General features: G+C 65.8%; 22 protein-coding genes. 13 read left to right on the top strand and 9 right to left on the bottom strand.

The window, feature by feature from the left end:
• Window positions 1-17 precede the first annotated feature (17 nt).
• Genes CXY80_RS15545 through CXY80_RS15535 form a run of 3 tightly spaced genes read left to right on the top strand, consistent with a single transcriptional unit; the run spans window position 18 to window position 3,232 of the window.
• Window positions 18-1,100, top strand: coding sequence for a low specificity L-threonine aldolase (locus tag CXY80_RS15545; protein WP_092447941.1), 1,083 nt, complete (start codon window positions 18-20; stop codon window positions 1,098-1,100).
• Entirely contained in the window at window positions 1,097-2,782 is a 1,686-nt protein-coding gene (locus tag CXY80_RS15540) for a long-chain-fatty-acid--CoA ligase (protein WP_104132998.1), read from the top strand. Before CXY80_RS15545 ends, CXY80_RS15540 begins: the two co-directional genes overlap by 4 nt.
• 27 nt (window positions 2,783-2,809) lie before the next feature.
• Complete coding sequence (locus tag CXY80_RS15535; RefSeq protein WP_104132997.1) at window positions 2,810-3,232, top strand: nitroreductase family protein; 423 nt, start codon at window positions 2,810-2,812, stop codon at window positions 3,230-3,232.
• On the opposite strand, the gene CXY80_RS15530 is transcribed toward CXY80_RS15535, so the two are convergent.
• From CXY80_RS15530 to CXY80_RS15520, 3 genes are read right to left on the bottom strand one after another with little or no spacing between them, the layout of a single operon-like run.
• Window positions 3,229-3,699 (bottom strand): hypothetical protein, encoded by a 471-nt coding sequence (locus CXY80_RS15530; RefSeq protein ID WP_092447944.1) that lies wholly within the window; start codon window positions 3,697-3,699, stop codon window positions 3,229-3,231. The genes CXY80_RS15535 and CXY80_RS15530 overlap by 4 nt on opposite strands.
• Before the next feature lie 32 nt (window positions 3,700-3,731).
• Entirely contained in the window at window positions 3,732-4,781 is a 1,050-nt protein-coding gene (locus tag CXY80_RS15525; protein WP_092447945.1) for a zinc-dependent alcohol dehydrogenase family protein, read from the bottom strand.
• A 60-nt stretch (window positions 4,782-4,841) separates the two neighbouring features.
• Complete coding sequence (locus CXY80_RS15520) at window positions 4,842-7,022, bottom strand: ATP-dependent Clp protease ATP-binding subunit (RefSeq protein WP_104132996.1); 2,181 nt, start codon at window positions 7,020-7,022, stop codon at window positions 4,842-4,844.
• A gap of 271 nt (window positions 7,023-7,293) precedes the next feature.
• Here CXY80_RS15520 and hisC point away from each other — a divergent pair, with 271 nt between their 5' ends.
• The 6 genes from hisC to CXY80_RS20305 all read left to right on the top strand — a co-directional run bounded on the left by hisC (window position 7,294) and on the right by CXY80_RS20305 (window position 12,687).
• On the top strand, window positions 7,294-8,361 hold the full coding sequence (hisC, locus tag CXY80_RS15515) for a histidinol-phosphate transaminase (RefSeq protein ID WP_104132995.1): 1,068 nt from the start codon (window positions 7,294-7,296) through the stop codon (window positions 8,359-8,361).
• 67 nt (window positions 8,362-8,428) lie between these two features.
• Window positions 8,429-9,424 (top strand): ABC transporter substrate-binding protein, encoded by a 996-nt coding sequence (locus tag CXY80_RS15510; RefSeq protein WP_092447948.1) that lies wholly within the window; start codon window positions 8,429-8,431, stop codon window positions 9,422-9,424.
• 32 nt (window positions 9,425-9,456) lie between these two features.
• A complete protein-coding gene (locus CXY80_RS15505) occupies window positions 9,457-10,368 on the top strand; it encodes an ABC transporter permease (protein WP_092447949.1) in 912 nt (303 codons plus the stop codon).
• A 7-nt stretch (window positions 10,369-10,375) separates the two neighbouring features.
• Window positions 10,376-11,167, top strand: coding sequence for an ABC transporter ATP-binding protein (locus tag CXY80_RS15500; RefSeq protein ID WP_092447950.1), 792 nt, complete (start codon window positions 10,376-10,378; stop codon window positions 11,165-11,167).
• Between the two features lie 356 nt (window positions 11,168-11,523).
• Window positions 11,524-11,871, top strand: a complete 348-nt coding sequence (locus CXY80_RS15490; protein WP_104132994.1) for a type II toxin-antitoxin system PemK/MazF family toxin — start codon at window positions 11,524-11,526, stop codon at window positions 11,869-11,871.
• A 690-nt stretch (window positions 11,872-12,561) separates the two neighbouring features.
• Window positions 12,562-12,687 carry a type II toxin-antitoxin system PemK/MazF family toxin gene (locus CXY80_RS20305; RefSeq protein ID WP_233195413.1) on the top strand — a complete coding sequence of 42 codons (126 nt, stop codon included), beginning with the start codon at window positions 12,562-12,564 and terminating at the stop codon, window positions 12,685-12,687.
• A gap of 28 nt (window positions 12,688-12,715) precedes the next feature.
• Here the strand turns inward: CXY80_RS20305 and CXY80_RS15480 are convergent, their stop codons facing one another.
• Genes CXY80_RS15480 through CXY80_RS15465 form a run of 4 tightly spaced genes read right to left on the bottom strand, consistent with a single transcriptional unit; the run spans window position 12,716 to window position 15,965 of the window.
• Entirely contained in the window at window positions 12,716-13,486 is a 771-nt protein-coding gene (locus tag CXY80_RS15480; protein WP_104132993.1) for an alpha/beta fold hydrolase, read from the bottom strand.
• Between the two features lie 2 nt (window positions 13,487-13,488).
• A complete protein-coding gene (locus CXY80_RS15475) occupies window positions 13,489-13,818 on the bottom strand; it encodes a biotin/lipoyl-containing protein (RefSeq protein ID WP_092447953.1) in 330 nt (109 codons plus the stop codon).
• Entirely contained in the window at window positions 13,811-14,893 is a 1,083-nt protein-coding gene (locus CXY80_RS15470) for an alpha-ketoacid dehydrogenase subunit beta (protein WP_092447954.1), read from the bottom strand. The genes CXY80_RS15475 and CXY80_RS15470 overlap by 8 nt, the downstream gene beginning before the upstream one ends.
• A complete protein-coding gene (locus CXY80_RS15465; RefSeq protein WP_104133015.1) occupies window positions 14,886-15,965 on the bottom strand; it encodes a thiamine pyrophosphate-dependent enzyme in 1,080 nt (359 codons plus the stop codon). The genes CXY80_RS15470 and CXY80_RS15465 overlap by 8 nt, the downstream gene beginning before the upstream one ends.
• Window positions 15,966-16,199: 234 nt before the next feature.
• Between CXY80_RS15465 and CXY80_RS15460 the strand changes: the two genes are divergently transcribed.
• The 4 genes from CXY80_RS15460 to CXY80_RS15445 all read left to right on the top strand — a co-directional run bounded on the left by CXY80_RS15460 (window position 16,200) and on the right by CXY80_RS15445 (window position 22,422).
• Window positions 16,200-16,715 (top strand): Lrp/AsnC family transcriptional regulator, encoded by a 516-nt coding sequence (locus tag CXY80_RS15460; RefSeq protein WP_092447955.1) that lies wholly within the window; start codon window positions 16,200-16,202, stop codon window positions 16,713-16,715.
• Window positions 16,716-16,899: 184 nt separating this feature from the next.
• Complete coding sequence (locus CXY80_RS15455) at window positions 16,900-20,340, top strand: DEAD/DEAH box helicase (protein WP_104132992.1); 3,441 nt, start codon at window positions 16,900-16,902, stop codon at window positions 20,338-20,340.
• 169 nt (window positions 20,341-20,509) lie between these two features.
• A complete protein-coding gene (locus CXY80_RS15450) occupies window positions 20,510-21,832 on the top strand; it encodes a glycosyltransferase 87 family protein (RefSeq protein WP_104132991.1) in 1,323 nt (440 codons plus the stop codon).
• Window positions 21,829-22,422, top strand: coding sequence for a histidine phosphatase family protein (locus tag CXY80_RS15445; protein WP_104132990.1), 594 nt, complete (start codon window positions 21,829-21,831; stop codon window positions 22,420-22,422). The genes CXY80_RS15450 and CXY80_RS15445 overlap by 4 nt, the downstream gene beginning before the upstream one ends.
• A gap of 113 nt (window positions 22,423-22,535) precedes the next feature.
• Here the strand turns inward: CXY80_RS15445 and CXY80_RS15440 are convergent, their stop codons facing one another.
• Together CXY80_RS15440 and CXY80_RS15435 are read right to left on the bottom strand one after the other, a co-directional pair.
• Complete coding sequence (locus CXY80_RS15440) at window positions 22,536-23,702, bottom strand: class I SAM-dependent methyltransferase (RefSeq protein ID WP_092447959.1); 1,167 nt, start codon at window positions 23,700-23,702, stop codon at window positions 22,536-22,538.
• Window positions 23,703-23,777: 75 nt separating this feature from the next.
• Window positions 23,778-24,194 (bottom strand): heat shock protein transcriptional repressor HspR, encoded by a 417-nt coding sequence (locus tag CXY80_RS15435; RefSeq protein WP_092447960.1) that lies wholly within the window; start codon window positions 24,192-24,194, stop codon window positions 23,778-23,780.
• Window positions 24,195-24,196 lie beyond the last annotated feature (2 nt).

The following is a 24,196-nucleotide window of genomic DNA, read 5'->3' as shown; positions in this document are numbered from 1 at the left end:
TGCAGACGGCCAGACGAATGCGGGAGGATGGAGGGGTGACCCAACTCCATGATCTTTCGTCCCGCGGTTTCGCCTCCGACAATTACTCCGGCATTCATCCGGAGATTCTGGAGGCGATGACCCGGGCCAATGGCGCCCACCAGGTCGCCTACGGTGAAGACGTCTACACGGCCCGGCTACAGGAGGTCTTCGTCGAACAGTTCGGCGCTGGCGTTGAAGCGTTCCCCGTTTTCAATGGCACCGGCGCCAACGTCACCGGGCTGCAGTCAATGCTGCCACGCTGGGGCGCCGTGATCTGCTCGGCCACCGCGCACATTCACACTGACGAGGGCGGCGCCCCCGAACATGTCGGCGGCTTCAAGCTGCTGCCGGTCGTGACCCCCGACGGCAAGCTGACCCCGGAGCTGATCGACCAGGAGGCCTGGGGCTGGGGCGATGAGCACCGCGCCCAGCCGCTCGTCGTCGCGATCACCCAGACCACCGAGCTCGGCACCGCGTACACCGTCGACGAGGTGCGCGCCATCGCCGATCACGCCCACTCCAAGGGCATGACGCTGCACATGGACGGCGCCCGCATCTCCAACGCCGCCGCCAGCCTGGGTGTGCCGCTGCGCGCGTTCACCCGCGACGCCGGCGTCGACGTGCTCAGCTTCGGCGGCACCAAGAACGGCATGATGCTCGGTGAGTGCATCGTGGTATTGAACCCATCGGCATCCACTGGTCTGAAATTTCTGCGCAAGTCGAACATGCAGCTCTCCAGCAAGATGCGGTTCGTCTCGGCGCAGCTCATCGCGCTGCTCGACGGCGACCTGTGGCTGCGCAACGCCAGCCATGCCAATGCCATGGCGGCTCGGCTGCGCGGCGCGCTCGAGACCGAACTCGCCCAGGGAACCATCACCGGCCTCAACTTCAGCCAGGCCACCCAGGCCAACGCCATCTTCGCCACCCTGCCCGACGGTGTCGCCGACCGGCTGCGCGAATCCTTTCGCTTCTACGACTGGGATGCGTCCAAGAACGAGGTGCGCTGGATGTGCGGCTTCGACACGACCGAAGACGACATCGACCAGTTCATCGCCGCCATCACCCGAGAACTGTCATGACCTTCAAGGATCAGCCCTGGCTCGCCTCTTACGCGCCCGGCGTGCCCGGCACCATCGACGAGACCACCGAAACCCTCACCGAGATGATCGAGGCCTCGGTCGAGACCTTCGCGTCGAACATTGCCTTGGATTTCTTCGGCGCCACGACCACCTTTGAGCAGCTCGGTGAGCAGATCTCCCGAGCCGCCAACGGCCTGCGCAAGCTCGGCGTGAGCCCGGGTGACCGAGTGGCCCTCGTGCTGCCTAACTGCCCTCAACACGTCGTGGCGTTCTACGCGGTGCTGCGCCTCGGCGCCATCGTGGTTGAGCACAATCCGCTCTACACCGACCGCGAGCTGCGCCACCAGTTTGAAGACCACGGCGCCAAGGTCGCGATCGTCTGGGACAAGGTCTACGACGCCGTCCGTGCTTTTCCCAGAGATATGGGCATAACGGATGTCGTCACCATCGATCTCACGCGCGCCATGCCGTTCTCGAAACGGCTGGCCCTCAAGGTGCCGATCAGGAAGGCCCGGGACGCTCGCGCCTCCCTCACCGCCGGGCCCGGAAAGGGCGCGATCAGCTGGGACTCCCTCGTCGGAACCCGCAAGTTGCATGCCTCGCATCAGCGCCCACTGCTCGGGGACACCGCCGTTTTGCAGTACACGAGCGGCACGACCGGCACCCCCAAGGGCGCCATTCTGAGTCACTACAACCTGCGCGCCAACGCCGCCCAGGGCTCCGCCTGGGTGGCGGGCCTGCGGCCCGGCGAGGAAACCGTGTACGGCGTGCTGCCCATGTTCCACGCCTACGGCCTCACGCTGTGCCTCACCTTTGCGATGAGCATCGGTGCCCGCCTCGTGCTGTTTCCCAAATTCGACGAGAAGCTCGTGCTCGACGCCACCAAGCACGCACCGCCCACCTTCCTGCCGGCGGTGCCGCCGATCTACGACCGCCTGGTCACGGCCGCTGCGAAGAAGAACGTGAGTCTCGCCGGCATCCGTTTTGCTATTTCTGGTGCCATGAACCTGCCGGTGTCGATCGTGGAGCGCTGGGAGAGCGCGACCGGCGGGCTGTTGGTCGAGGGCTACGGCATGACCGAGGCGTCCCCGATCGTGGCCGGCAACCCGATCGGCCCGAGCCGCCGCCCCGGAACGGTCGGCGTGCCGTTTCCGAGCACAGACATTCGCGTGGTCGACCCGGAGGACCCGACGGTTGAGCGCGGCTTCGAGGAGGAGGGCGAGCTGCTCGTGCGCGGTCCGCAGGTGTTCTCGGGCTATTGGGACCGCCCGAGCGAGACCGCCCAGGTGCTGCTGCCCGGCGGCTGGCTGCGCACCGGCGATATCGTGCGGGTCTCCGCCGACGGCTTCATCACCGTCGTCGACCGGATGAAGGAACTCATCATTACCGGCGGATTCAACGTGTCGCCGTCTGAGGTCGAAGAAGCCCTGCTCTCGCACCCCGACATCGTTGATGCTGCCGCGGTGGGTCTGCCGAGCGCGAACGGCGGCGAAGACGTCGTGGCCGTGGTCGTATTGGCTACCGGCGCCGAACTCGACGTGGCCGCGGTGCGCGAGTACTGCCGCACCCGGCTCTCGGCATACAAGGTGCCGCGCCGCATCGTCGAGGTCGACGACCTGCCCCGCAGCCTCCTCGGAAAGGTGCTGCGCCGCGAGGTGCGGGGCCGGCTGCAGGGCAAGTAGACCGGTCGGGCTCCGTCGGAGAGCAACATGCAGCCGGCTCGGTTCATTGTTGCCCGCCGCGGCTCGGCGAGCTTTGCGAAGATCAACGATGCTCTCATGGGCTTCAACAAGGCGTGGGCCGACACGGCATCCGTTCTGATCGCCAGCGTGGCGAAGCTGTCGATCGATGAGACCCGCGAGAACCCGTGGGCACGCTACGACCTCGGTCAGGCCGTTGCCCACCTGTCGATCCAGGCCCAGCACGACGGACTGCACACCCACCAGATGGGCGGATTCGATGGTGCAGCCATCGCCGCAGCGTTCAACCTCACCGAGGATCAGACCGTCGTCACCGTCACGGCGCTGGGAGTGCTGGGCAATGCCGACGATCTCACCGCCGAGCTGCGCGAACGCGAAGTTGCCCCGCGCAGCTGCAAGCCGCTCACCGAGCTGCTGCTCGTCAACGACTAGCTCGCAGCGCGTGGCCCACGGAGTAACAGCGTCGGAATCAACGAACCGACAATGATCAGGGCCGTGAGCCACGCGAGGTGTACGTCGAGCGGGAACGGCCAATACATGGTCACCCCCACGCCGGCAAGGGTGACAATGAGTGCACCCAGGGCCGGCCCCCACACTCTGCGCCACGCCACTACCAGGGCCGCGGCGGGAAGCCAGTAGGCGACTTGGCTGCCCGCACCCATGTCCCGAACCATGTCGGCCGGTGCCAGCAGAAACGACACGGCGTCGACCCAGGGCCCGAAGAACATCGCGGCGCAGTGAAAAACCAGGGCAAGCCCGCTGACGAACGCCACCACAGCCCCCAGCCATCCCACGCGCACCGAACGTTCTCGCAGCAGCGGGTGACCCACCACGAGCCGCAGAATCGCGGAGGCGATGGCGAAGGCCAGTAGCCCTCCCCAGAGGAACGGTTGGTTCACAATTGTCCCTCCAGAGCGGGCCAGACGGTGGGTCAGGGGCGGAGCAGCACCTTAATAGCGCGGCGCTCGTCCATCGCGGCGTAGGCCTCGGCCACCTCGGCCAGCGGCAGCTGCAGGTCGAAGACCCGGCCCGGGTTGATCTGGCCGGAGAGAACCTCGGGCAGCAACTCCTCGACATAGCTGCGAACGGATGCGACACCACCGTTCACGCCCACGTTTGTTCCAAACAGGGTGCGGATCGGCAGTTCGGCGCCGCCGTTGGGCACGCCGACGTAGCCGACCATTCCGCCGGGGCGAGCCGATCGGATGGCCTGGTCCATGGATTCCTGGGTTCCGACGCACTCGAGCACGTAGTCAGCGCCGACGCCATCGAACAGGGCCTGCACGGCGGCAACGCCCTCATCGCCGCGCGCCTCGATGATGTCGGTCGCACCGAATTCGCGGGCGACGGCCTGGCGGTCGGCGTGGCGGGACATGGCCACGATGCGGCTCGCGCCGAGGCGCTTGCTCGCGAGAATGGCGCAGAGTCCAACAGCTCCGTCACCGACGACGACCACGGTGCTGCCCGGTTCCACGCCGGCCGAGACGGCCGCGTGGTGTCCGGTGCCCATGACGTCGGCGAGGGTGAGCAGGCTCGGAACGAGGTCATCGCTCGGAACTGTCGGCGTGGCAACGAGCGAACCGTCGGCGTGGGGAACACGCACGCGCTCGCCCTGGGCTCCGTCGGCGAATCCGCCGAGCTGGTCGTCCGCGCCCCACCAGCCGCCGTTGAGGCAGGAGGTGCTCACACCGTTCTGACAGTTGATGCAGGTGCCGTCGCAGTCGTAGAAAGGCGCAATGACGAAGTCACCGACCTTGATGGTCGAGACGTCGGGACCGATGGCTTCGACGATGCCGACGAATTCATGGCCGATCCGGTGCGGTTCCTTGGTGGGGGCGATACCCCGGTACGGCCACAGGTCTGACCCGCAGACGCAGGCCGCAGTCACGCGAACAATGGCGTCGCCACCGGTCGAGAGTACGGGTTCGGGAACTTCTTCGAGGCGAACATCCCGTTCGCCATAAATCACAGTTGCGAGCATGAATTAAGCGTAACCCGCGACTCTGGACATCTCCCTTTTACACGCGAGAGCGGGAATCGGCTAGAGCAGGTCCTCCTCGAGGGGAACGTCCAACAGCGCGGGGGCGGATTCGACGGTGAGCGAGTCCCCGTCGGCTTCCAGACTCACGAGCACCGTGTCGCCGTCGCGAATCTCCCCGGAGAGCAGCGCCCGCGCCAGGCGGTCGTCGATCTCGCGCTGCATGAGGCGTCGCAACGGACGCGCACCGTAGATCGGGTCATAGCCGCGTTCGGCCAGCCAGCGGCGGGCATCCGGTGTCACGGCGAGCTCGAGGCGACGTTCGGCCAGGCGCTTCTGCAGCCGGTCGACGTCGAGTTCGACGATTTCGCCAAGCTCCTCGGTGCTGAGCGAGGAGAACACCACGATGTCGTCGAGCCGGTTGACGAACTCGGGCTTGAAGGCCTGCCGCACGAGCGACTGCACGGCTTGTTCCTTCTGCTCCACCGACAGGGTCGGATCGACTAGAAACTGCGAACCAAGGTTCGAGGTGAGCACGAGGATGGTATTGCGAAAGTCCACCGTGCGGCCCTGGCCATCGGTGAGGCGGCCGTCGTCGAGCACCTGCAGCAGCACGTCGAATACCTCGGGGTGCGCCTTCTCGACCTCGTCGAACAAAATCACCGAATACGGGCGACGCCGCACGGCCTCGGTCAGCTGCCCACCCTGCTCGTAGCCGACGTAGCCCGGAGGCGCTCCGACCAGGCGCGACACCGAGAACTTCTCGCCGTACTCGCTCATGTCGATGCGCACCATTGCTTTTTCATCATCGAATAGAAACTCGGCGAGCGCCTTGGCGAGCTCGGTCTTGCCGACGCCGGTCGGGCCGAGAAAGAGGAAGGATCCGGTCGGCCGGTCGGGGTCGGAGATCCCGGCGCGTGAACGCCGCACGGCGTCGGCGACCGAGCGAACTGCCCGCTTCTGCCCGATCAGGCGGTGGCCGAGCTCATTTTCGAGGTTCAACAGTTTTTCGGTTTCGCCCTGCAGCAGCCGGCCGACCGGAATGCCGGTCCAGGCGGCGACGACAGCGGCGATGTCCTCGCTCGTGACCTGGTCGTTGACCATGCGGGGTCCGACTGATTCTTCTTTTTCGGCGTCGGCGAGCGCGCGTTCCATCACCGGAATATCCCCATAGAGCAGCCGGGAGGCCTTTTCGAGGTCGCCTTCCCGCTGAGCCCGGTCCGATTCGATGCGCGCGGTGTCCAGCCGCTCGCGCAGTTCGCCGACCCGGTTGAGCGAGGCCCGCTCGGCGTCCCAGCGGGCCTGTAGTTCCCCCAGGTTCGCTTGGCGCTCCGTGAGGTCGCTGCGCAGTTTTACCAAACGTGCTTTCGACGCGTCGTCTTTCTCCTTCTTCAAGGCGAGTTCTTCGAGTTTGAGCCGGTCGACGCTGCGCCGCAGCTCGTCGATCTCCACCGGAGAGGAGTCGATCTCCATGCGCAGCCGGCTCGCGGCCTCATCGATCAAGTCGATGGCTTTGTCGGGCAGCTGGCGGGCGGTGATATACCGATTCGAGAGGGATGCCGCGGCCACGAGGGCAGAATCGGCGATTGTCACCTTGTGGTGGGCTTCGTAGCGTTCCTTGAGCCCGCGCAGAATAGCGACGGTGTCTTCGACCGAGGGTTCGCCGACGAGCACCGGCTGAAAACGGCGCTCGAGCGCGGCATCCTTTTCAATGAATTCGCGGTACTCGTTGAGGGTCGTGGCGCCGATCAGGCGCAGTTCGCCGCGGGCGAGCATGGGCTTGAGCATGTTGCTGGCCGCGACGGAGCCCTCGCCGCCGCCCGCGCCCATGAGCGTGTGCAGTTCGTCGACGAAGGTGATGATCGCTCCGTCGGCGTCATTGATCTCCTTGAGCACGGCCTTGAGCCGTTCCTCGAACTCGCCGCGATACTTGGCGCCAGCCACGAGGGCGGCCAGGTCGAGCGAGACCAGCTGTTTGTCCTTGAGCGAGTCGGCAACGTCACCGGCCACGATGCGCTGGGCCAGTCCCTCGACCACGGCGGTCTTGCCGACGCCGGGTTCGCCGATCAAGACCGGGTTGTTCTTGGTGCGCCGGGTGAGCACCTGGCTGATCCGGCGAATCTCGGCGTCGCGCCCGATCACCGGGTCGAGCTTGCCGCTGCGGGCGATGTCGGTGAGGTTCACCCCGTAGAGCTCGAGGGCCGTCTTGGCGTCTTGCTGCGGTGGTCGCTGACCGGCTTGCATGAGCTGTCTCCTCTAAAGTTGAGCCTTGCTGGCTCAAGTTTAGTCCCCCCAGGCTAACCGCCGAAATAGGTCGCCGAAAATTACAAAACTGAACAACTTGTTCGGCCAAGCCCGCTGAACACCAGTCAGATAGTGCAGTTTGTGACGTGCTGATTGGTCGAATTGTCAAACTTCTGCTGCATCACTACGCTCTGAACCAGACCCGTCATTGCCGACGCTTTACTCGACGCGCATGTCTGGCACACCCGTCCCGAGTTGAGGTTGAAAAGTTATGGTGCAGCAACGCGAAGCCATCAGCAGACTGCCCGCGTACAAGCAGGGCGCCGCAGCGGGCGATTCCGGAGCGTTCAAGCTCTCCTCGAACGAGAACCCGTTTGCGCCGCTCGCCTCGGTGACCGAGGCAATCGCATCCGCTCTCGGGGAGATTCATCTGTACCCGAGCATGGCCGTCGCCGAAGTCACCGACCGTATTGCGGCCCGGTTCGGCGTCTCGAGCGACAACGTGGCCTTCGGTGCCGGGTCGGTCGAGGTGCTATCCCAGATCATCCACGCGAGCGCCGGGGCCGGTGACGAGGTCATCTTCGCCTGGCGGTCATTCGAGGCTTACCCGATTCTGGTGCAGGTCGCCGGTGCGACGCCGGTGCCGGTCGCGCTCACGAGCGATGAGTGCCACGATCTGAACGCTATGGCCGATGCCATCACCGCGCAGACGCGACTGATTTTGGTCTGCAACCCCAACAACCCGACCGGCGCCTTCGTCACCAGCGAGGAACTGCACGCGTTCCTGGCCCGGGTCCCCGAGAACGTGCTGGTCGTCGTCGACGAGGCCTACGTGCACTTCAACCGTGACGCCTCCTCCGCTGTTGGCATTGATTTCTTTCGCCGTTACCCCAACGTGGCCGTGCTGCACACCTTCTCCAAGGCGTACGGCCTGGCCGGCCTGCGCATCGGCTACGCGATCGCACCGACCGCTATCGCGGCCAACCTGCGCCGGGTGGCCCTGCCGTTCGGCGTAACCGCGCTCGCCCAGCGCGCGGCCCTCGCCTCCCTCGACGCGGAGGCCGAGCTGACCGTGCGCATCGACCAGATCGTGGCCGAACGCACCCGGGTGCTCGGGTCATTGCAGGCGAGCGGATGGCGCGTAACCGACTCGCAGGGAAACTTCGTCTGGCTCCGCACCGGCGACGACACCGACCGGGTGAACGCCGTGTTCATCACCGAAGGCATTCTGGCCCGGGCTTTCCCCGGCGAGGGACTGCGCGTGACGATCGGCACGGCCGAGCAAAACGACCGATTCCTGGTCGCCGCGGCAGCCGCCCTCGCGCCCGCAACCGTCTAACCCCTAACCGTCCGGCCGCAGATTCCTGCGTGCCGTATCAGCATAAATTCAAAGGAGAATTTCCAGCATGAAACACACCAGATCTTTATCCGGTCTCGCCCTGGTCGCCGCGGGCGCCCTCGCACTCAGCGGATGCGCGGCGAGCGAGCCGGAAGCATCCGCTTCAGACGACATGATCACGATCGGCATCAGCCAGATCGTGCAGCACCAGGCGCTCGACGACGCCCGCGAGGGCTTCAAGCAGGCCTTCGTGGACGCCGGCTACGTCGAGGGCACCGACATTGAGTTCGACGAGCAGAACGCGCAGGGTGAGCAGGCCACCGCGAGCACCATCGCTGCTAAGTTTGCCGCCGACAAGGTCGACCTCGTGCTGGCGATCGCCACGCCCACCGCGCAGGCCGCCGCGCAGACGATCATCGACATTCCCGTGCTGTTCACCGCCGTGACCGAGCCCAAAGAAGCCGGACTGGTCGAGAGCTGGGAGAAGCCGGGCAGCAACATCAGTGGTACTAGTGACCTGAACCCGGTCAAGGAACAGCTCGAACTGATCCAGGAGATTCTGCCAGACGCCCAGACGGTCGGCATCATCTACAGCTCGGGCGAGGTCAACTCCGACGTGCAGGTTGAGCTCGCCAAGGAGGCTGCTAAGGACCTGGGCCTGACCATCAAGGAAGCCACCGTCACCAACTCAAGCGAGGTCGCCCAGGCCACCGTATCGCTCGGCGATGTCGACGCCATCTATATTCCCACCGACAACCGTGTCACCGAGGGCCTCGAAGCCGTCATCCAGTACTCCGAGTCGAACCAGATTCCGTTGTTCGGTGCCGAAAACGGCCAGGTCGAGCGTGGCGCCATCGCGACCTACGGCATCAGCTACACCGACCTCGGCTACCAGACCGGCCAGATGGCCATCCGCATCCTCGAAGACGGGGAGAACCCGGGCGATATGCCCGTTGAAACCCTCGACACGATCGAGTTCATCCTCAACCCGGCCGCTGCCGAGCGCATGGGAGTGACCCTCACCGAAGAACTCATCGCCAAGGCCGACCGAATCATCGAATAACAACCGCTCCTCATATCCGAAGGAATAACCAGATGAATGCGGCTCTCGAACTCGGCCTGCTCTACGGAATCATGGCGTTGGGTGTCTACCTGACGTTTCGAATCCTCAACTTTCCCGACCTCACCGTCGACGGAAGTTTCACGACCGGGGCCGCGGTAGCCGCGTCGCTCATTATCAATGGTGTGCCCGCTCCCCTCGCCACCCTCGCCGGGGCGGCGTCGGGAGCGGTGGCCGGTCTGGTCACCGGTGTGCTCTATACCAAGGGGCGTATCGACGGCCTCCTCGCCGGCATCCTGACCATGATCGCGCTGTGGTCGATCAACCTGCGCATCATGGGCAAATCCAATCTGCCCTTGTTGCGCGAAGACACCATGATGACGCCGCTGCGTGACGCCGGTCTGCTCGGCGGAGCCTGGAGCATCCTGATCTTCGCCGTTGCGGCCCTCATCATCAAGTTCGCCATCGACTGGTTTCTCAGTACCGACCTCGGCCTGTCGATTCAGGCGACCGGCAACAACGAGCAGATGATCCGCAGCCTCGGCGTCAATACGCACCGCACGACGATTCTTACCCTCGCGATCTCCAACGGGCTTGTCGCGCTCTGCGGCGCGCTCATCGCGCAGTACCAGGGCTTCGCCGACGTCAGCATGGGCATCGGCCTCATTCTGGTCGGACTCGCCTCCGTCATCGTCGGCCAGGCCGTTTTCGGGCGTCGCACCATTTTTCTCGCCTCGCTCGCCGTCATCGGCGGCGCCGTCATCTATCGCTTGGTGATCTTCTTTGCCCTGGGCGCCGGCCTCAACCCGAACGATATGAAGCTCATCTCGGCGCTGCTCGTCGTCGCAGCGCTGCTGTTGCCGCGCTGGGGCTTCCTGAAACACATCCCCTCGCTGCGCCAGATGCGTTCCGCCGCCGGCAGTGCCAACTACAGCAAAGCCACTTAGGAGTCTCATGCTGCTCATTCAGAACATCACCAAGACCTTCTTTCCCGGCACAATCAACGAACGCGTCGCCCTCAACGACGTATCACTGCAGCTGAAAACCGGTGATTTCGTCACCGTCATTGGCAGCAACGGCGCCGGCAAATCCACCCTGCTCAACATGATCAGCGGCAAGCTGCCGATTGATTCCGGCGACCTGTCGATCGATGGCAGTTCTGTCAAGCGGATGCCCGACTACGCACGCGCCGCGTACGTCGGCCGGGTGTTCCAGGATCCCATGGCCGGCACAGCGCCCGACCTGAGCATCGAACAAAACCTTGCGCTCGCGCTGCGCCGCGGTCAGCGTCGCGGGCTCGCCTGGGGCGTCACCCACAAGCGTCGGGCGTTCTTTCGCGAGGAGTTGCTCTCGCTTGAGCTCGGCCTCGAAAATCGGCTCAAGGCCCGGGTAGGACTGCTTTCAGGCGGCCAGCGGCAGGCGCTGTCACTGCTCATGGCGAGCTTCACTCAGCCACGCATCCTGCTGCTCGATGAGCACACCGCCGCCCTCGACCCGCAGCGGGCTGAGCTGGTCACGACGCTCACCCAGAGCATCGTCGAGAAGCACCATCTGACCACGCTCATGGTCACGCACAATATGGAACAGGCGCTGCGCCTCGGCAACCGACTCATCATGATGCACGAGGGCCAGATCATTCTCGACGTCGACGCCGAGCGCAAGGCCACCATGACGGTGCCCGACCTGCTCGCTGAGTTCGCGAAGATCAAGGGCGCGTCCCTCGACGACCGGGCGCTGCTCGGGTAGTCGGCGGCGGCAAGGAACGCGGGTTCGGCCCTGCGGAATTGCGCAGTCCGGGCGGCGCTTCTAGGGTCAGGGACTCAATCGCGGCTGGCTCGGCGGCGTCTGAGCCGGACAGGCGGTCTATAACGACCTTGGTGACGAAGAGCAGGCCGTGGTCCGGTTGGACCTCCAGCGCATCTTCACTGGCACACCATTTTGAGCGGATGCAGTCCACCAGATTGAGCACCACGCGTCACACACGAAGACGGTATGACGGGTTATGACTTGCGTCATGAAGACTGCGATCTCGGTTCCCGATGGCGATTTCGAGCGCTTCGAGCGCATCGCGGGCAAGCACGGCATGAACCGTTCGGAGTTCTATCGACTCGGCGCGCGGGGATGTCGTCTGGGTCGATTTCGGGTCGTCCCGCGGCTCCGAACCGGCGAAAGTTCGCCCTGCGGTCGTTGTTCAGGAGGACTGGCTGTTGGCCACGAACATCGCCACGGTACAGGTCGTCCCGTTGACGTCGAACACGGGACTGGAAGCATTCCCGGGGAACGTCCTGATACCCGCCGAGGCCTCCGGACTTGAGAAGGACTCCGTCGCCATTGTCTCTCAGGTCGGTCCGGTCAGCCGGGAATTCCTCGACCCCTATCCCGCCGGGCATGTACCTGCGTACCTGCTCGCCGAGATCGGCGCGGGCATTCGCCTCGCACTCGGTTTATAGAGCCAGAACGCCCCGCGGCAGCTAACTTAGCCGTCTGACTGAATGCCCTTCGGGCAATTCGCCGCCGCAGAACCCAGGCTATGAGCGACCAGGGCGCGATGGCTCCGCTGCTCAACACTCCCGCTATCCGCAATCCCGGTGTCGTCAGCGTAAGTGCGAACAGGGCGCAGAGAGCGCACGGTGGTGGAGCCACGTGCTGTGGTACGGCGCCAGAGTATCCGCATTCACCCGGCGCCGTTCACAACTGCGGATACTTGTGGATCATCAGCTGAACGGTGGCACGGGAGACGAAACGAACGCAAATATGCAAGTTCTCTTGGAGTACAAACTGTTGCAAGACTTCGCTCACGATACGCACTGACCTAGAAACTGAACGGGCTCTAGCAGCGCTGACCAGTGTTGGACTGTCCCGCTCGGATGGCGATCATGGAGGCTGAACGTACTCACCGCCGCGCTCGACTCCGGGCCGAGTCCGAAGCGCTCCGGAACGATCCGGAAGACGTCACCGCTTCTCGCAAACTTGCGGCCGATCTGGACGCTCTTCGTGCGTGGCGACCTCTACCGCCTGAAGACGCCTAGTGACCCTCGTGGACACGAGCAAACTGGGGCGCGGTTCGCTGTGGTCCTGCAGTCCGACGAGGTGAGGCGTCATTTCGCCCCGAGGTCGAAATCAATGGAACGAAGACCAGAGTGTTGGTCGAGCAACTGACAGCGGTCAATCAGGAAATCCGGCTGGGTGAGTTCGCCGGTCACTTGAATGGCTCGAAAATGCGCGCCATAGACGCGGCTCTGCAGAACCTGCTGGGTCCGGACTGACCGCTAGTTGCGGGGGCGGGCCGTTCCGCTACGACTGGTAGCGGGCGAGAAACTCGATCGCAGCTTGTTTGAACGCCCGTGAGCTGACCGCGTTCATATGGGTACGGGCCGGCAGCCACAACACTTCGGAGCAGGCGGCGAGCGCCGCGAGCTCGGCCGTGCCGGTCGCGAGCACATCACGGTCGCCGGTCACGAAAAGAAGGGGCCGAGACGGAACGGATGCGCCCGGCTCGAACCGCTCAGCCTTGATCGCGGCGACCAGCCGCAGCAGGGCCGGGGTGTTCGCGCCCGGAGCGAGCTGCATCAGGGTCATCAGTGAGGCGGTCGACTCGTGCGCGATCGCGCTGGAATCCGACAGAAACAGGGCGGCCGCCTCGAGGTCGAAGTCGGCGAGCGGGTCCTCGGCGCTCATGCCGCCGAGCACCGCGCGATTGACCAGGTCGGGCCGCTCGGCGGCGAGTTCCCAGGCCAGGCGCGAGCCGAGCGAGTACCCGACCAGGTCGACGCCGGATGCGGGCTGGCCGACCTTGCGGGGCCGGGCGCCGGCCAGGGTGAGCACCTCGAGAACCGCCGCGCGCAGGCGGCTGGGGGCGTAGGCATCCGTCTCGAGCGGTGCCCTGCTCGCTCCGTGGCCGAGCAGATCGATGGTAATGACGCGCCGTCCGGCGCTCACGAGGTCACGCACCCAGCCGGTCGCCTCCCAGTTGAGGGCGGTGGATGAGGCGAAGCCGTGCACGAGCAGCACCGGGGCAAGGCCCGCGTCGAGTTCGGGTTCGTGCTGGCGCCAACTGGTGAGCATGTCTAGTCCCCGTCGAGAACGACGGTGAGGCGCACGCGGCGTTTCGGCGCGGCCTCTGCCGGCACAGTGCCGACGATGCCGGCCGAGTCGTCGGCGACCGTGAAGGTGATCAGCGGAGTGTCGACGAGCACCACGTCGCCGGGCTCGCCGTGCAGGGTGAGCACGATACCGGCGATGGGTGACGGCAATTCCACCGACGACTTCGTCGTTTCAACCTCGACGAATGGCTGGTTGCGTTCGACTTGGTCACCCACCGTGACGAGCCATTCGAGCACGGTCGCCTCGAGCAGTCCCTCACCGAGGTCGGGCAGGGGAAAAGAGATTTCAGCCACGGCGGTACTCCAATACTCGCTGAACTCCAAAGAGAATTCGATCAATGTTCGGGATGTACTCGTCCTCCAGATCGCCAGACGGGTACGGCACGTCGAAGCCGGTCACGCGCTCGACCGGCGCCCGCAGCGTGTCGAAGCAGCTCTGCGAGACGAGCGCGGCGACCTCGGCACCGAGGCCAATGGTGCGCGGCCCCTCGTGCACGACGATGGCCCGACGCGTGCGTGAAACGGATGCCGCCAGCCCCGCTTCGTCGATCGGCTTCAGCCAGCGCAGATCGAGCACCTCGAGTTCGATGCCATCTTCCGCGGCTAACTCCGCCACCTGGAGGCAGCGGGAGACCATTGAGCCCCACGCGATGAGGGTCGCGTGCTTGCCCGGACGGGCGATCACCGAGCCCTCGAGGGAGGCGCGGCCGGTGAGCGGGCCATCCGTTCCCCCGGAGATGCCATCACCGACCACGTTGTCGACCAGGTTGACCCCGGCCTTGTTCCAGTAGCGCGCCTTGGGCTCCATGAAGATGACCGGGTCGGGCATCGAGACGGCGTGCTTGAGCAGGTGGTAGGCCTGCTGCGGGTTGGCCGGCGACACGACCTTGAGTCCGGGCACGTGCGCGAACAGCGATTCGAGGCTCTCACCGTGGTGTTCGGGGGCGCGGATGCCGCCAAAGCTCGGCACCCGCAGCGTCACAGGCATCGGCAGGCGTCCGCGGCTGCGATAGTTCATGCGGGCCAGCTGCGTGATGATCTGGTTGACGGCCGGGTAGGCGAAGCCGTCGAACTGCACCTCGGGGATCGGGTGAAAACCGGCCATGGCCAGCCCAATCGCGGTGCCGAGAATGCCAGACTCTGCGAGCGGGGTGTCAAAGACCCGGTTCGCGCCGAAGCGCTGCTGCAGCCCGTCGGTGACCCGAAAGACTCCGCCGAGCACGCCGACGTCTTCGCCGAAGATGAGGGCGCGCTCATCCGTTTCGAGAATCTCACCGAGCGCCCGGTTGATGGCCTGCTGCATGGAGAGTTGCAGGAGCGGGGCCTCCCGCACGAGTTCGAGGACGGCGCCGTTCATAGACTCAGACATGCTCGGATTCCTCTCTCCACTGGCGCGCCTGGGCGCCAAGCGTCGGGGTTGATTCTTGAAAAACGAAGTCGAACATTTCGCTTCCGGGCCGGCTTTCGAGGGCCACGACTCCGTCGCGAATCTCGTCGGCACGCGCCTGGGCGTCGGCGTCAGCCACGGCGAAGAAGGCAGAGTCAGCCACGTTGTCGGCCAGCAGCACCGCGCGAAACCGGTTGAGCGGATCTTCGCCGCCGTCGGTTTTCTCGTCCTCGAGGGTGCGGTAGCGACCGGGGTCGTCGCTCGTGGAGTGCGGACCGCGCCGGTAGGTCATCGCCTCGACCACGACCGGGCCGAGGCCCGCGCGGGCGTGGGCGACCGCGCGTCGGGTGGCGTCCAGCACGGCGAGCACGTCGTTGCCGTCGACCTGCACGGCTGGCATGCCGTAGCCGGCAGCGCGTGCGGCCACCGAGCCGCCGGCCACCTGTTGTTCGGTCGGCACCGAGATGGCCCAGCCGTTGTTTTGCACGAAGAACACCACCGGCGCCTTCAGAATGGCGGCGAAGTTCATCGCCTCGTGCACGTCACCCTGCGAGCTCGCGCCGTCGCCGAGAAAGGCCAGGCCCACGCCGAGGCCGGTTGTTGAAACGGATGCCGCACCGCCCGTTGCCACAGCCGTCCCGTTCAGCGTCTGGCCGTTCAGGGTCTGCCCGTGCGCCCAGCCCACCGCGTGCAGAACGGATCCGCCGACAACCGCTTGAAAGGGCGCGAAGTGGGTGGCCCCGGGGTCGTAGAGCCCGCCGTGCCAGATCGCTTTGTGGGTCGACATGTACTCGACCATGTTCACGCCGACCGTGTAGGCCACGCCCATCTCACGGTAGGTCGGAAAGATGAAGTCCCGGGTCTTATCGACGCCGAAGCCGGCACCGACCTGGGCTGCCTCCTGGCCGAGCATCGGCGCGTAACCGGGAATAAGACCCTGGCGCTGCCACGCCACGGCATCGCGGTCGAGCTGACGCACGTTCGCCAGCATCCGATACAGGTCGCGCAGCTGATCCGGGGTGAGGTCGCCGACATCCGCACTCTGCATCTGCATCTGCCCTGAACGCAGGGGAAGGGTGTCGAGGGCGTGAGTCGCCATGCTGGCTCCTTCTGATCGTTGACTGGGCGGGCTACCGCAAAGTTAGTGACTTTGCCGAGCGTCTGCCACAGCGACCATTTGAAGTGCACACTCTGTGAATAATTGTGTGCATTTTCAACGAAACACCATACAGTTGGTACACCCCCGCTCGGCAACGATGCCCGACCGGACCACCGAAAGGTCACGCTCATGGATGTCGACTCGCTGGATGCTCGACTCGTCACACTGTTCTGCGAGCGGCCGAAGCTCTCGGTGCTCGAGGCCTCGCGGCGGCTCAAGGTGGCCAGGGCAACCGTGCAGGCCAGGCTCGACCGGCTAATGAGCCGCGGGGTGATCAAATCCTGGGCGCCGACCCTGAACCCGAGCGAGTTCGGCTACCCGGTCACCGCCTACTGTTCGCTCACCGTGCGGCAGGACTCTGGCCACGCGGTTGTCGTTGCGGCTCTCGCGAAGATTCCCGAGATTCTGGAGTTGCACACGGTCTCCGGCGACAGCGACATGCTCGCCCGGGTCGTCGCCCGGTCGAACGCCGACGTGCAGCGCGTGCTCGACCTCATCGTCGCCACCCAAACGGTCGTGCGCTCCTCGAGCGTGATCGTGCTGCAGACCCGCATCGAGGCGCAGGCCCTGGCCCTGCTGCAGGCCACTGCCGCCGGCACTATCTCCACTCCTGGCACGCCGGAGCCGCCCGTCGATCGTGGCTAATTCAGGATAATTTCGGCGAGCGACCCCGCGGCTCCCGAACCAATGCGGCGCAACTCCCCCCGCTCAGGCAATTTCCTGAATTAGCCACCAGGCAGCTCCGTGACACACCACGCTGAGCTGAGCCACTCAGGCTCGCGTGAGAGAATAAGGGTTGGTCCCTTTTTCTTACGGAGCTCCCTCACCTATGGCCCATTCCCTCAGCACTCACGAGATCGCCCGCATCGTCGGCAGCCAGTCGTTCTCGCGCGGTGAACGGTACGCCCGCAACGGACACGTCACCGAACAGTCCTGGGCCCCGTCGGGAACACACCTCACCGGACGCGTGAGCGGCACCAGTCCCCAGCCGTACACCGTGCTGGTCTCGTTCACCCTCAATGCGGCCGGCCAGGCCGTTCGAGCCAGCGGAACGTGCACCTGCCCGATGGCCAGGAACTGCAAGCACGTCGCCGCCCTGCTGCTGGCGAGCCGCAGCACGCCCGCGGAGCTGAATGCCGAGCGCGCGGCGTCCAACGTGCGTGCCATCGGCGACCGCCGCACCCCCGTCTTCGAGTCGACCTTCGTACCGACCGCGTATCAGCCGCCCACCCCGGCCCCCGTCGTTCCCATTCGCCCACCGGTCCCGGCCTGGCGCGCCGCCCTGGCCCCGCTTGCGAAGCCGAGCGGCGCCGAGACGGTCACGAGCACGGCCCTCGCGCTGCAATTCGACCTGCTTGATCCCGTCTACAGCCCGAACCGCCGCACCGGGCCTCGCCGCCTCGGCGCACGCCCCATGGTGATGGGCAAGAAGGGCAAGTGGATCCGCGGCTCCCTCACCTGGGACAACCTGTCCTGGACGCCCGGCACCTACAACCGCGGCCACCGCAAAATCCTGAACGCCCTCTACGCCCTGTCGGCCACCGGGCAGCGTTATTACAGCTACACCGACCACTGGCTCTACCTCGACAACTTCGAGAACAAGGCCCTCTGGGATCTGCTGCACGAGGCCCAGCTGAGCGGTCTGCCACTCGTCTGCGCAACGGATGCCCAGAATCCCGTCCTCCTCTCTCCCACGCCCGCCTCGCTCGAGGTCGACATTCGGCGGGACGATGACGGCCTGCAGCTGACCCCCTTGCTCGTGTTGAACGAGAAGCTGCACCGCGGCTCCGAATTCGGTTTTCTCGGCGATCCGGCGCACGGCGCCTACACCTGGACCGCCCCGGCCGACCCGCTCGCGACCGGCAATCAGCTCATCCTCGCCCCGCTGACTGCCACGGTGAACTCCGAGATCCGCGCCCTGGCCGTGACCGGCGGCTTCGATATTCCGGCCGACGACGAGGTGGCCTTCCTCACCGACTTCTACCCCTTTCTTCAGCAAAAACTAATCTTGACCAGCCATGACGCATCGTTTGAGCTGCCCAAGACCGCTCGCCCCCAACTCGCCCTCACCATCACGCACCAAACGGATGCCCGCATCACCCTGGCCTGGGAGTGGCAGTACGTCGCGCCCACCGACCAGGCCGCAGCCGTCCCGACCGACGCCTTCGAAATAGAGCCCGCCCCCGTGCTCTACCGCCACCCGCTGCGCCCGACACCCAACGACACCCGCTTTCGCAACGCGACCCGCGAGAGCGACACGCTGCGAGACGTCGAACGCGCCATCAGCTCGTTCGAGCAGCTCTGGCAGCCGGCAACCCCGATCAGTGCGGCCCTACTGCTCGAGCACGCCGAGCTGCAGGGCGCCGTCATGATCACCTTCCTCGGTGAAGCCGTATCCCAGCTCGCGAAAGATGGCGTCATCGTGCAGGTCTCCGCCGACGCGCCGAGCTATCGCGAGGCTGACGAAGCGCCCGTGATCAGCCTCGCCACCACCGAGAGCACCGATACCCGCGACTGGTTCGACCTCGCCGTCACCGTGTCGATCGAGGGCGAAGACATTCCCTTCGACGACCTCTTTCGAGCGCTGGCCACCGACCAGGACCTGATGATCCTCGACAGCGGAACCTATTTCAGCCTCGACCGGCCCGAGCTGCAGCAGCTGCGCCGCCTGATCGAAGAGGCCCGTGGCCTGCAGGAGAGCAATGCCGGCACTCTCGGCCTCAGCCGTTTTCAGGCCGACCTGTGGGACGAACTGCAGCTGCTCGGCGTGGTCGCCGAACAGGCCGCTACCTGGCGCAGCGCCGTCGAGGGCCTGTCTGAAGCCGCTCCCATCGCCGAACGCCCGCTCCCGCTGGCCGTGCACGCCACCCTGCGCGCCTACCAGCAGACCGGTTTCGACTGGCTCAGCTTTCTCTACGACCACCAGCTCGGCGGCGTACTCGCCGACGACATGGGGCTCGGCAAGACCCTGCAGGCGATCGCCCTGATCGCCCACGCCCGGGACAGCGAACGCGCGCAGCCGGGCACCGTGCGCAAGCCGTTCCTCGTCGTCGCGCCCACGAGCGTCGTCTCCAACTGGGCCACCGAGTGTGCCCGGTTCGCTCCCGACCTGGCGACAGCAGCCATCACCCAGACCGCCGGAAAGCGCGGCTCCAGCCTGCAGGACGTGATGGGTGAAGCGGATGTCGTGATCACCTCGTACACGCTCTTTCGCCTCGACTTCGAGGAATACAACGCTCAGGACTGGGCCGGACTGCTGCTCGACGAGGCCCAGTTCGTGAAGAACCACCAAAGCAAGGCGCACGTCTGCGCCCGCCGGCTGCGCACCCCGTTCAAGCTCGCCATCACCGGCACGCCGATGGAAAACAACCTGATGGAGTTGTGGTCACTGCTCTCCATCACCGCGCCCGGCCTGTTCCCGAGCCCGAGCCGCTTCGCCGACTACTACCGCAAGCCCATTGAAACGGATGCCGACGGTGAGCGGCTCACGCAGCTGCGCCGCCGCATCCGTCCCTTCATGCTGCGCCGCACCAAAGCCCAGGTGGCGAGCGACCTGCCCGAGAAGCAGGAGCAGGTGCTGGAACTCGACCTGCACCCGCGGCACCGCAAGGTCTACGACATGCACCTGGCCCGGGAACGCCAGAAGGTGCTCGGCCTGATCGAGGACATGAACGCGAACCGGTTCGAGATCTTTCGCTCGCTCACCATGCTGCGCCAGCTCAGCCTCGATGCGAGCCTGTACGACAAGAAGTACGACAGCGTTCCCTCGACCAAGCTCGACGCCCTGCTTGAGCTGCTCGAAGACACCGTCGCCGAGGGCCACCGCACCCTCATCTTCAGCCAGTTCACCCAGTACCTCGGCAAGGCGCGGGACCGGCTCGACACAGCCGGCATCAGCTACTCCTACCTCGACGGCAAGACCCGCAATCGAGCCAAGGCCATCAGCGACTTCAAGGAGGGCTCGAGTTCGGTTTTCCTGATCAGCCTCAAGGCCGGCGGATTCGGCCTCAACCTCACCGAGGCCGACTACGTCATCCTGCTCGACCCGTGGTGGAACCCGGCGACCGAGGCACAGGCGGTCGACCGCGTACACCGCATCGGCCAGACCAAGAACGTCATGGTCTACCGATTGGTGTCGAAGGACACTATCGAGGAGAAGGTCATGGCCCTCAAAGCCACCAAGGCCCGCCTGTTCGAGAGCGTTATGACCGATGGCGCCCCGGCCGGCACCGCCCTGACCGCCGCCGACATCCGAGAACTCCTCGCCTGACCCCCTCCACCCCCTGCGGTCGGGGCCCGGGCCCGGAAAGCGGGCCCATGATAGGTCATGGGCCCGCTTCCACAACCTGGGCCCGGGGGATGACCATCCGTCACCAGAAGTTCACTCGCCACCCCTAGACTGCCCGCGACTCCCCACCCCGCGCTGCAGAAACGGTGACATGTCTAGAACCTTCGATTGGATCGACGCCCGCCTCGCCACGGCGCTCACCCCGAGCCGCCGTCTCACCCTGCAACGACCGCGCACTCTGGCCCTGGGGTTCCTGGGCCTGCACGCGGTCTTTCTCGTCGCGCTGCTCCCGACCATCCTCACCGGCCGGGTGCTCGGTGATCTCCCGCTCTACCGACGATGGGCCGAACTCGGCCTGGGCAACGGTTTCTGGCAGGGCCTCGACGTGGCCTGGGTGTATCCGATCGGGGCCATGCTGCCGATCGCGTTCGCCGGCATCGCCGGGCCGCTGCTCTACCAATTGCTCTGGTTTCTGATGACGGCAGCGCTCAATGCCGTCGCCGCCGGAGCCCTGACCGATTGGGGACGCCGCCGCAGCGGCTACAAGCCGGCCTGGTACTGGTTGCTGTGCTCGTTCCTGCTGAGCCCGGTCGGGCTGTTACGCCTGGAAGGAGTCACCGCACCGATCGTCATTGTCGGCCTCGTGCTGCTCGCGCGTCGACCGGTCATCGCCGCGCTCCTGCTGGCCCTCGCCACCTGGATCAAGGTCTGGCCGGCCGCCGTTTTCCTCGCGGTCGTCACGGTATCGTCGCGAAAACTGACGATGGTCCTGACCGGAGCGGCGTTGTCGGTGGCGGTGGCGGCATCCGTTTGGCTGCTCGACGCTGCGCAGTTTCTCACCGGATTCGTCACCGAACAGACCGACCGTGCGCTGCAGCTCGAGGCTCCGGTCACGACTCCGTGGGTGTGGCTGGCCTCGCTCGGCCAACACGACACGGTCATCTACGAAAACTTTGCCATCGCGACCCGCGAGGTGAGTGGCCCCGGGGCCGGTCTCGTCGCCTCCCTGATGACACCGGTCATGTTCGGTGCCATCGCGGCGATCTTCGTGCTGATGGTCATTGCTCAACGTCGACAAGCGGATGCCGCCGAGCTGCTGCTGCTTGGTTCCCTGGCCCTGGTCAGCGCATTCATTGTCTTCAACAAGGTCGGGTCGCCGCAATACATGCTCTGGCTGGTGCCGATCGTCGCGGTCGGCGTTGGCCGCAGCTGGGCGGCCTGGAGGGTGCCCGCCGTGCTGATGCTGGCCATTTCAGCCCTGACGACGTTGATCTTTCCAATCTTCTACCTGCCCCTGATCGACGGCAACCTATTTTCGCTGCTACTGCTCACGGCGCGCAACGGGCTGCTCGTCGCACTCTGCGGCTGGTCCATCGTCGCGGTCGCACGGTTGGCCCACACCGCACCGCGGAACGAGGCCGCCGCTGGCGCGCGGCGCGCACTCCCAGTCGGCCAAGGCAGAATAGACGGGTGACCACGGCGACGACCTTCGCCCTCATCCGCCACGGCCAGACCGATTGGAACGCCGCCGCGCGCATCCAGGGCGCCACCGATATCCCACTGAATGACGTGGGGCGCGGTCAGGCAGCGGATGCCATCGCTCCCCTGAAACGCTACGACTGGGATTTCATCGTCTCGTCCCCGCTCTCCCGTGCTGCGGAAACCGCCGACCTGATCGGCGAGCGGCTCGGCCTCGACACGGCCCGCCGCCTCCCGGCACTGATCGAGCGCAACTACGGGCCGGCCGAGGGTTTGAGCGCTGGCGCCGAACTCGATGCCCTGCGTTTTCCCGGAGGGTTCCACGGTGCCGAGACCGAACAGGCCGTCGCCGCGCGCGGCATCGACGCCCTGCGCGACCTCGCCCGCGAGCACCCCGGAGCGCGCATCATTGTGGTCGCGCACGGCACGCTCATTCGTTTGAGCCTCGAAAACGCGCTCGACCAGCCCATCGGCAGCATTACCAACGCCTCGCTCAACGTCGTGCAGCACCACCACACACACGCTGATGGATCGACCGCCTGGCAGCTCGACGTTCTGAACGGCGAGCCGCTCGTACGCGCCTGATCGCGCCCGAAGTATCACCGCAGACCGGCAGACCAGTGTCTGCCGGTCGTCACCATCCACTGATCGAGCTTGCCGAGATCGCCCTAGGCCCGCCGTAAGCCGCCCCGAAAAAGCTAGCGACCGGTCGACACCGTCACCGTGAACTTGGTGTTGCGGCCGACTTGGCGGGTCGAACCGACGATGCGGGTCAGCATCGGACGGTAGCCGAGGTGCGTGTTCCAGACCGTCCACAGTTCGCCGCCGGGCGCAAGCACTCGGGCCGCGTCGATGAACAGCTTCTCGGCCAGGCCCGCGTGCACGGATGCGCCGATGTGAAAGGGCGGGTTGAGCAGAATCAGGTCGGCGGAGTCATCAGCCTGGCCGGACAGGCCATCGGCCCGCACGACGGTGACTCGTTCGGCGAGCGCGTTGGCGTCGACGGTGGCACGAGCGGATGCCACGGCAACGGCCGACTGGTCCGTCGCGAGCACCCGCAGCAGGGGTCGCTGCGCAGCGAGCGCCGCGGCGAGCACGCCGGTGCCGCAGCCGAGGTCGATGGCGCGCTCGGCATCGGGCTTCATGCGGTCGAGCACCTCGAGCAGCGCCCGGGTGCCGATGTCGATGCTGGTTCCAGCGAACACTCCGCCGTGGCCGCGCACCACGAGGTCGAAGTCCTCGTGCTTCTCGCTGTGCGGCCAGTCGGTCGTCGACGTGGTGAGCGGCGAGGAGGCGATGAGCACGCGGGACTTCTGGCGAGCCGGGCGCACGTTGAGGGCGCCGAAGTGACGGCGCAGCACCTCGTTCATGCTCACGGTCATGTGCTTGATGCGGCCGCCGGCGAAGACGATCACGTCGGGGGCGGCGTACTTGGCGATGGCGCCGGCGATCTCATCGAGGGCGTCGAGGCTTTTTGGCAGCTGCAGCAGCACGACGTGGGCGTCGGCCAGCAGTTCCTCGCCGAGCGGAAGGGAGCGGTAGGCATCCGTCAGGTTGACGCCGGAGGCGTTGCTGTCAAGCGCGTACTCGCCCGAGAGGGCGTCCTGATAGACGCGAATGCCGCGGGCATCGTGCAGTGCGGCGGCGCCGAGGGTGAGGGCGCCATAGCGGTCCTCGAGCACGACGACTCCACCGCTGCGGTAGGCGGCGATCGCACCGGCGGCCTCATCGAGGATGAGCCGGTCGCTGGCGTCGACGGCGAACAGGTTCTCGGCCTCGATGTCGGGGCGACGTCGCAGCCGATCGAAGTCGAAATCATTGGTGTTCCGCGGCGCGGACTGGTCGTGCGTGCCCGATTCGGACATGGTTCCCCCTGAAAGTGGTGCCGGTGCAACCAGTTCGTGCTGTGAAAGCGAAACGTGGAGCTAGGTGTTGTAGAACTACGTGTGGTCTCGCGGCCGCCAGATGACAATCTGGTTGCTGCGTCTGGTGCGGGTGCCCGCCTTCATCGAAATGACGTCGCCGGCCGAGCCAGCCGCGAAAACGCGGCGGCCCGGACGGTTCAGCAATTCGTCGGCGAGCGTCGATTCCAACTCGCGCAGGCGTTTTTCGAGCCCGCGCACGTGATCCTCGAGTTCGAGGATACGACGGATGCCCTCCAGACTCACACCTTCTGAGCCCAAGAACGCAATTTCACGGAGCTTTGCCACGTCGAGCATGGAGTATCGACGGCTCTTTCCGGGGGTGCGCTCCGGGCTGACCAGGCCCAGGCGATCGTATTGGCGCAGGGTTTGCGGGTGCATTCCCGCAAGCTCTGCTGCCGTGGAAATCACGAAAACCCGGGTGGTCTCGTCCATGA

This window comes from Cryobacterium sp. M91, from assembly GCF_002929615.1.
GTDB lineage: Bacteria > Actinomycetota > Actinomycetes > Actinomycetales > Microbacteriaceae > Cryobacterium > Cryobacterium levicorallinum.
Note: the sequence above shows the minus strand (reverse complement) of the source record. Positions and strands in the feature narration are given on the sequence as shown.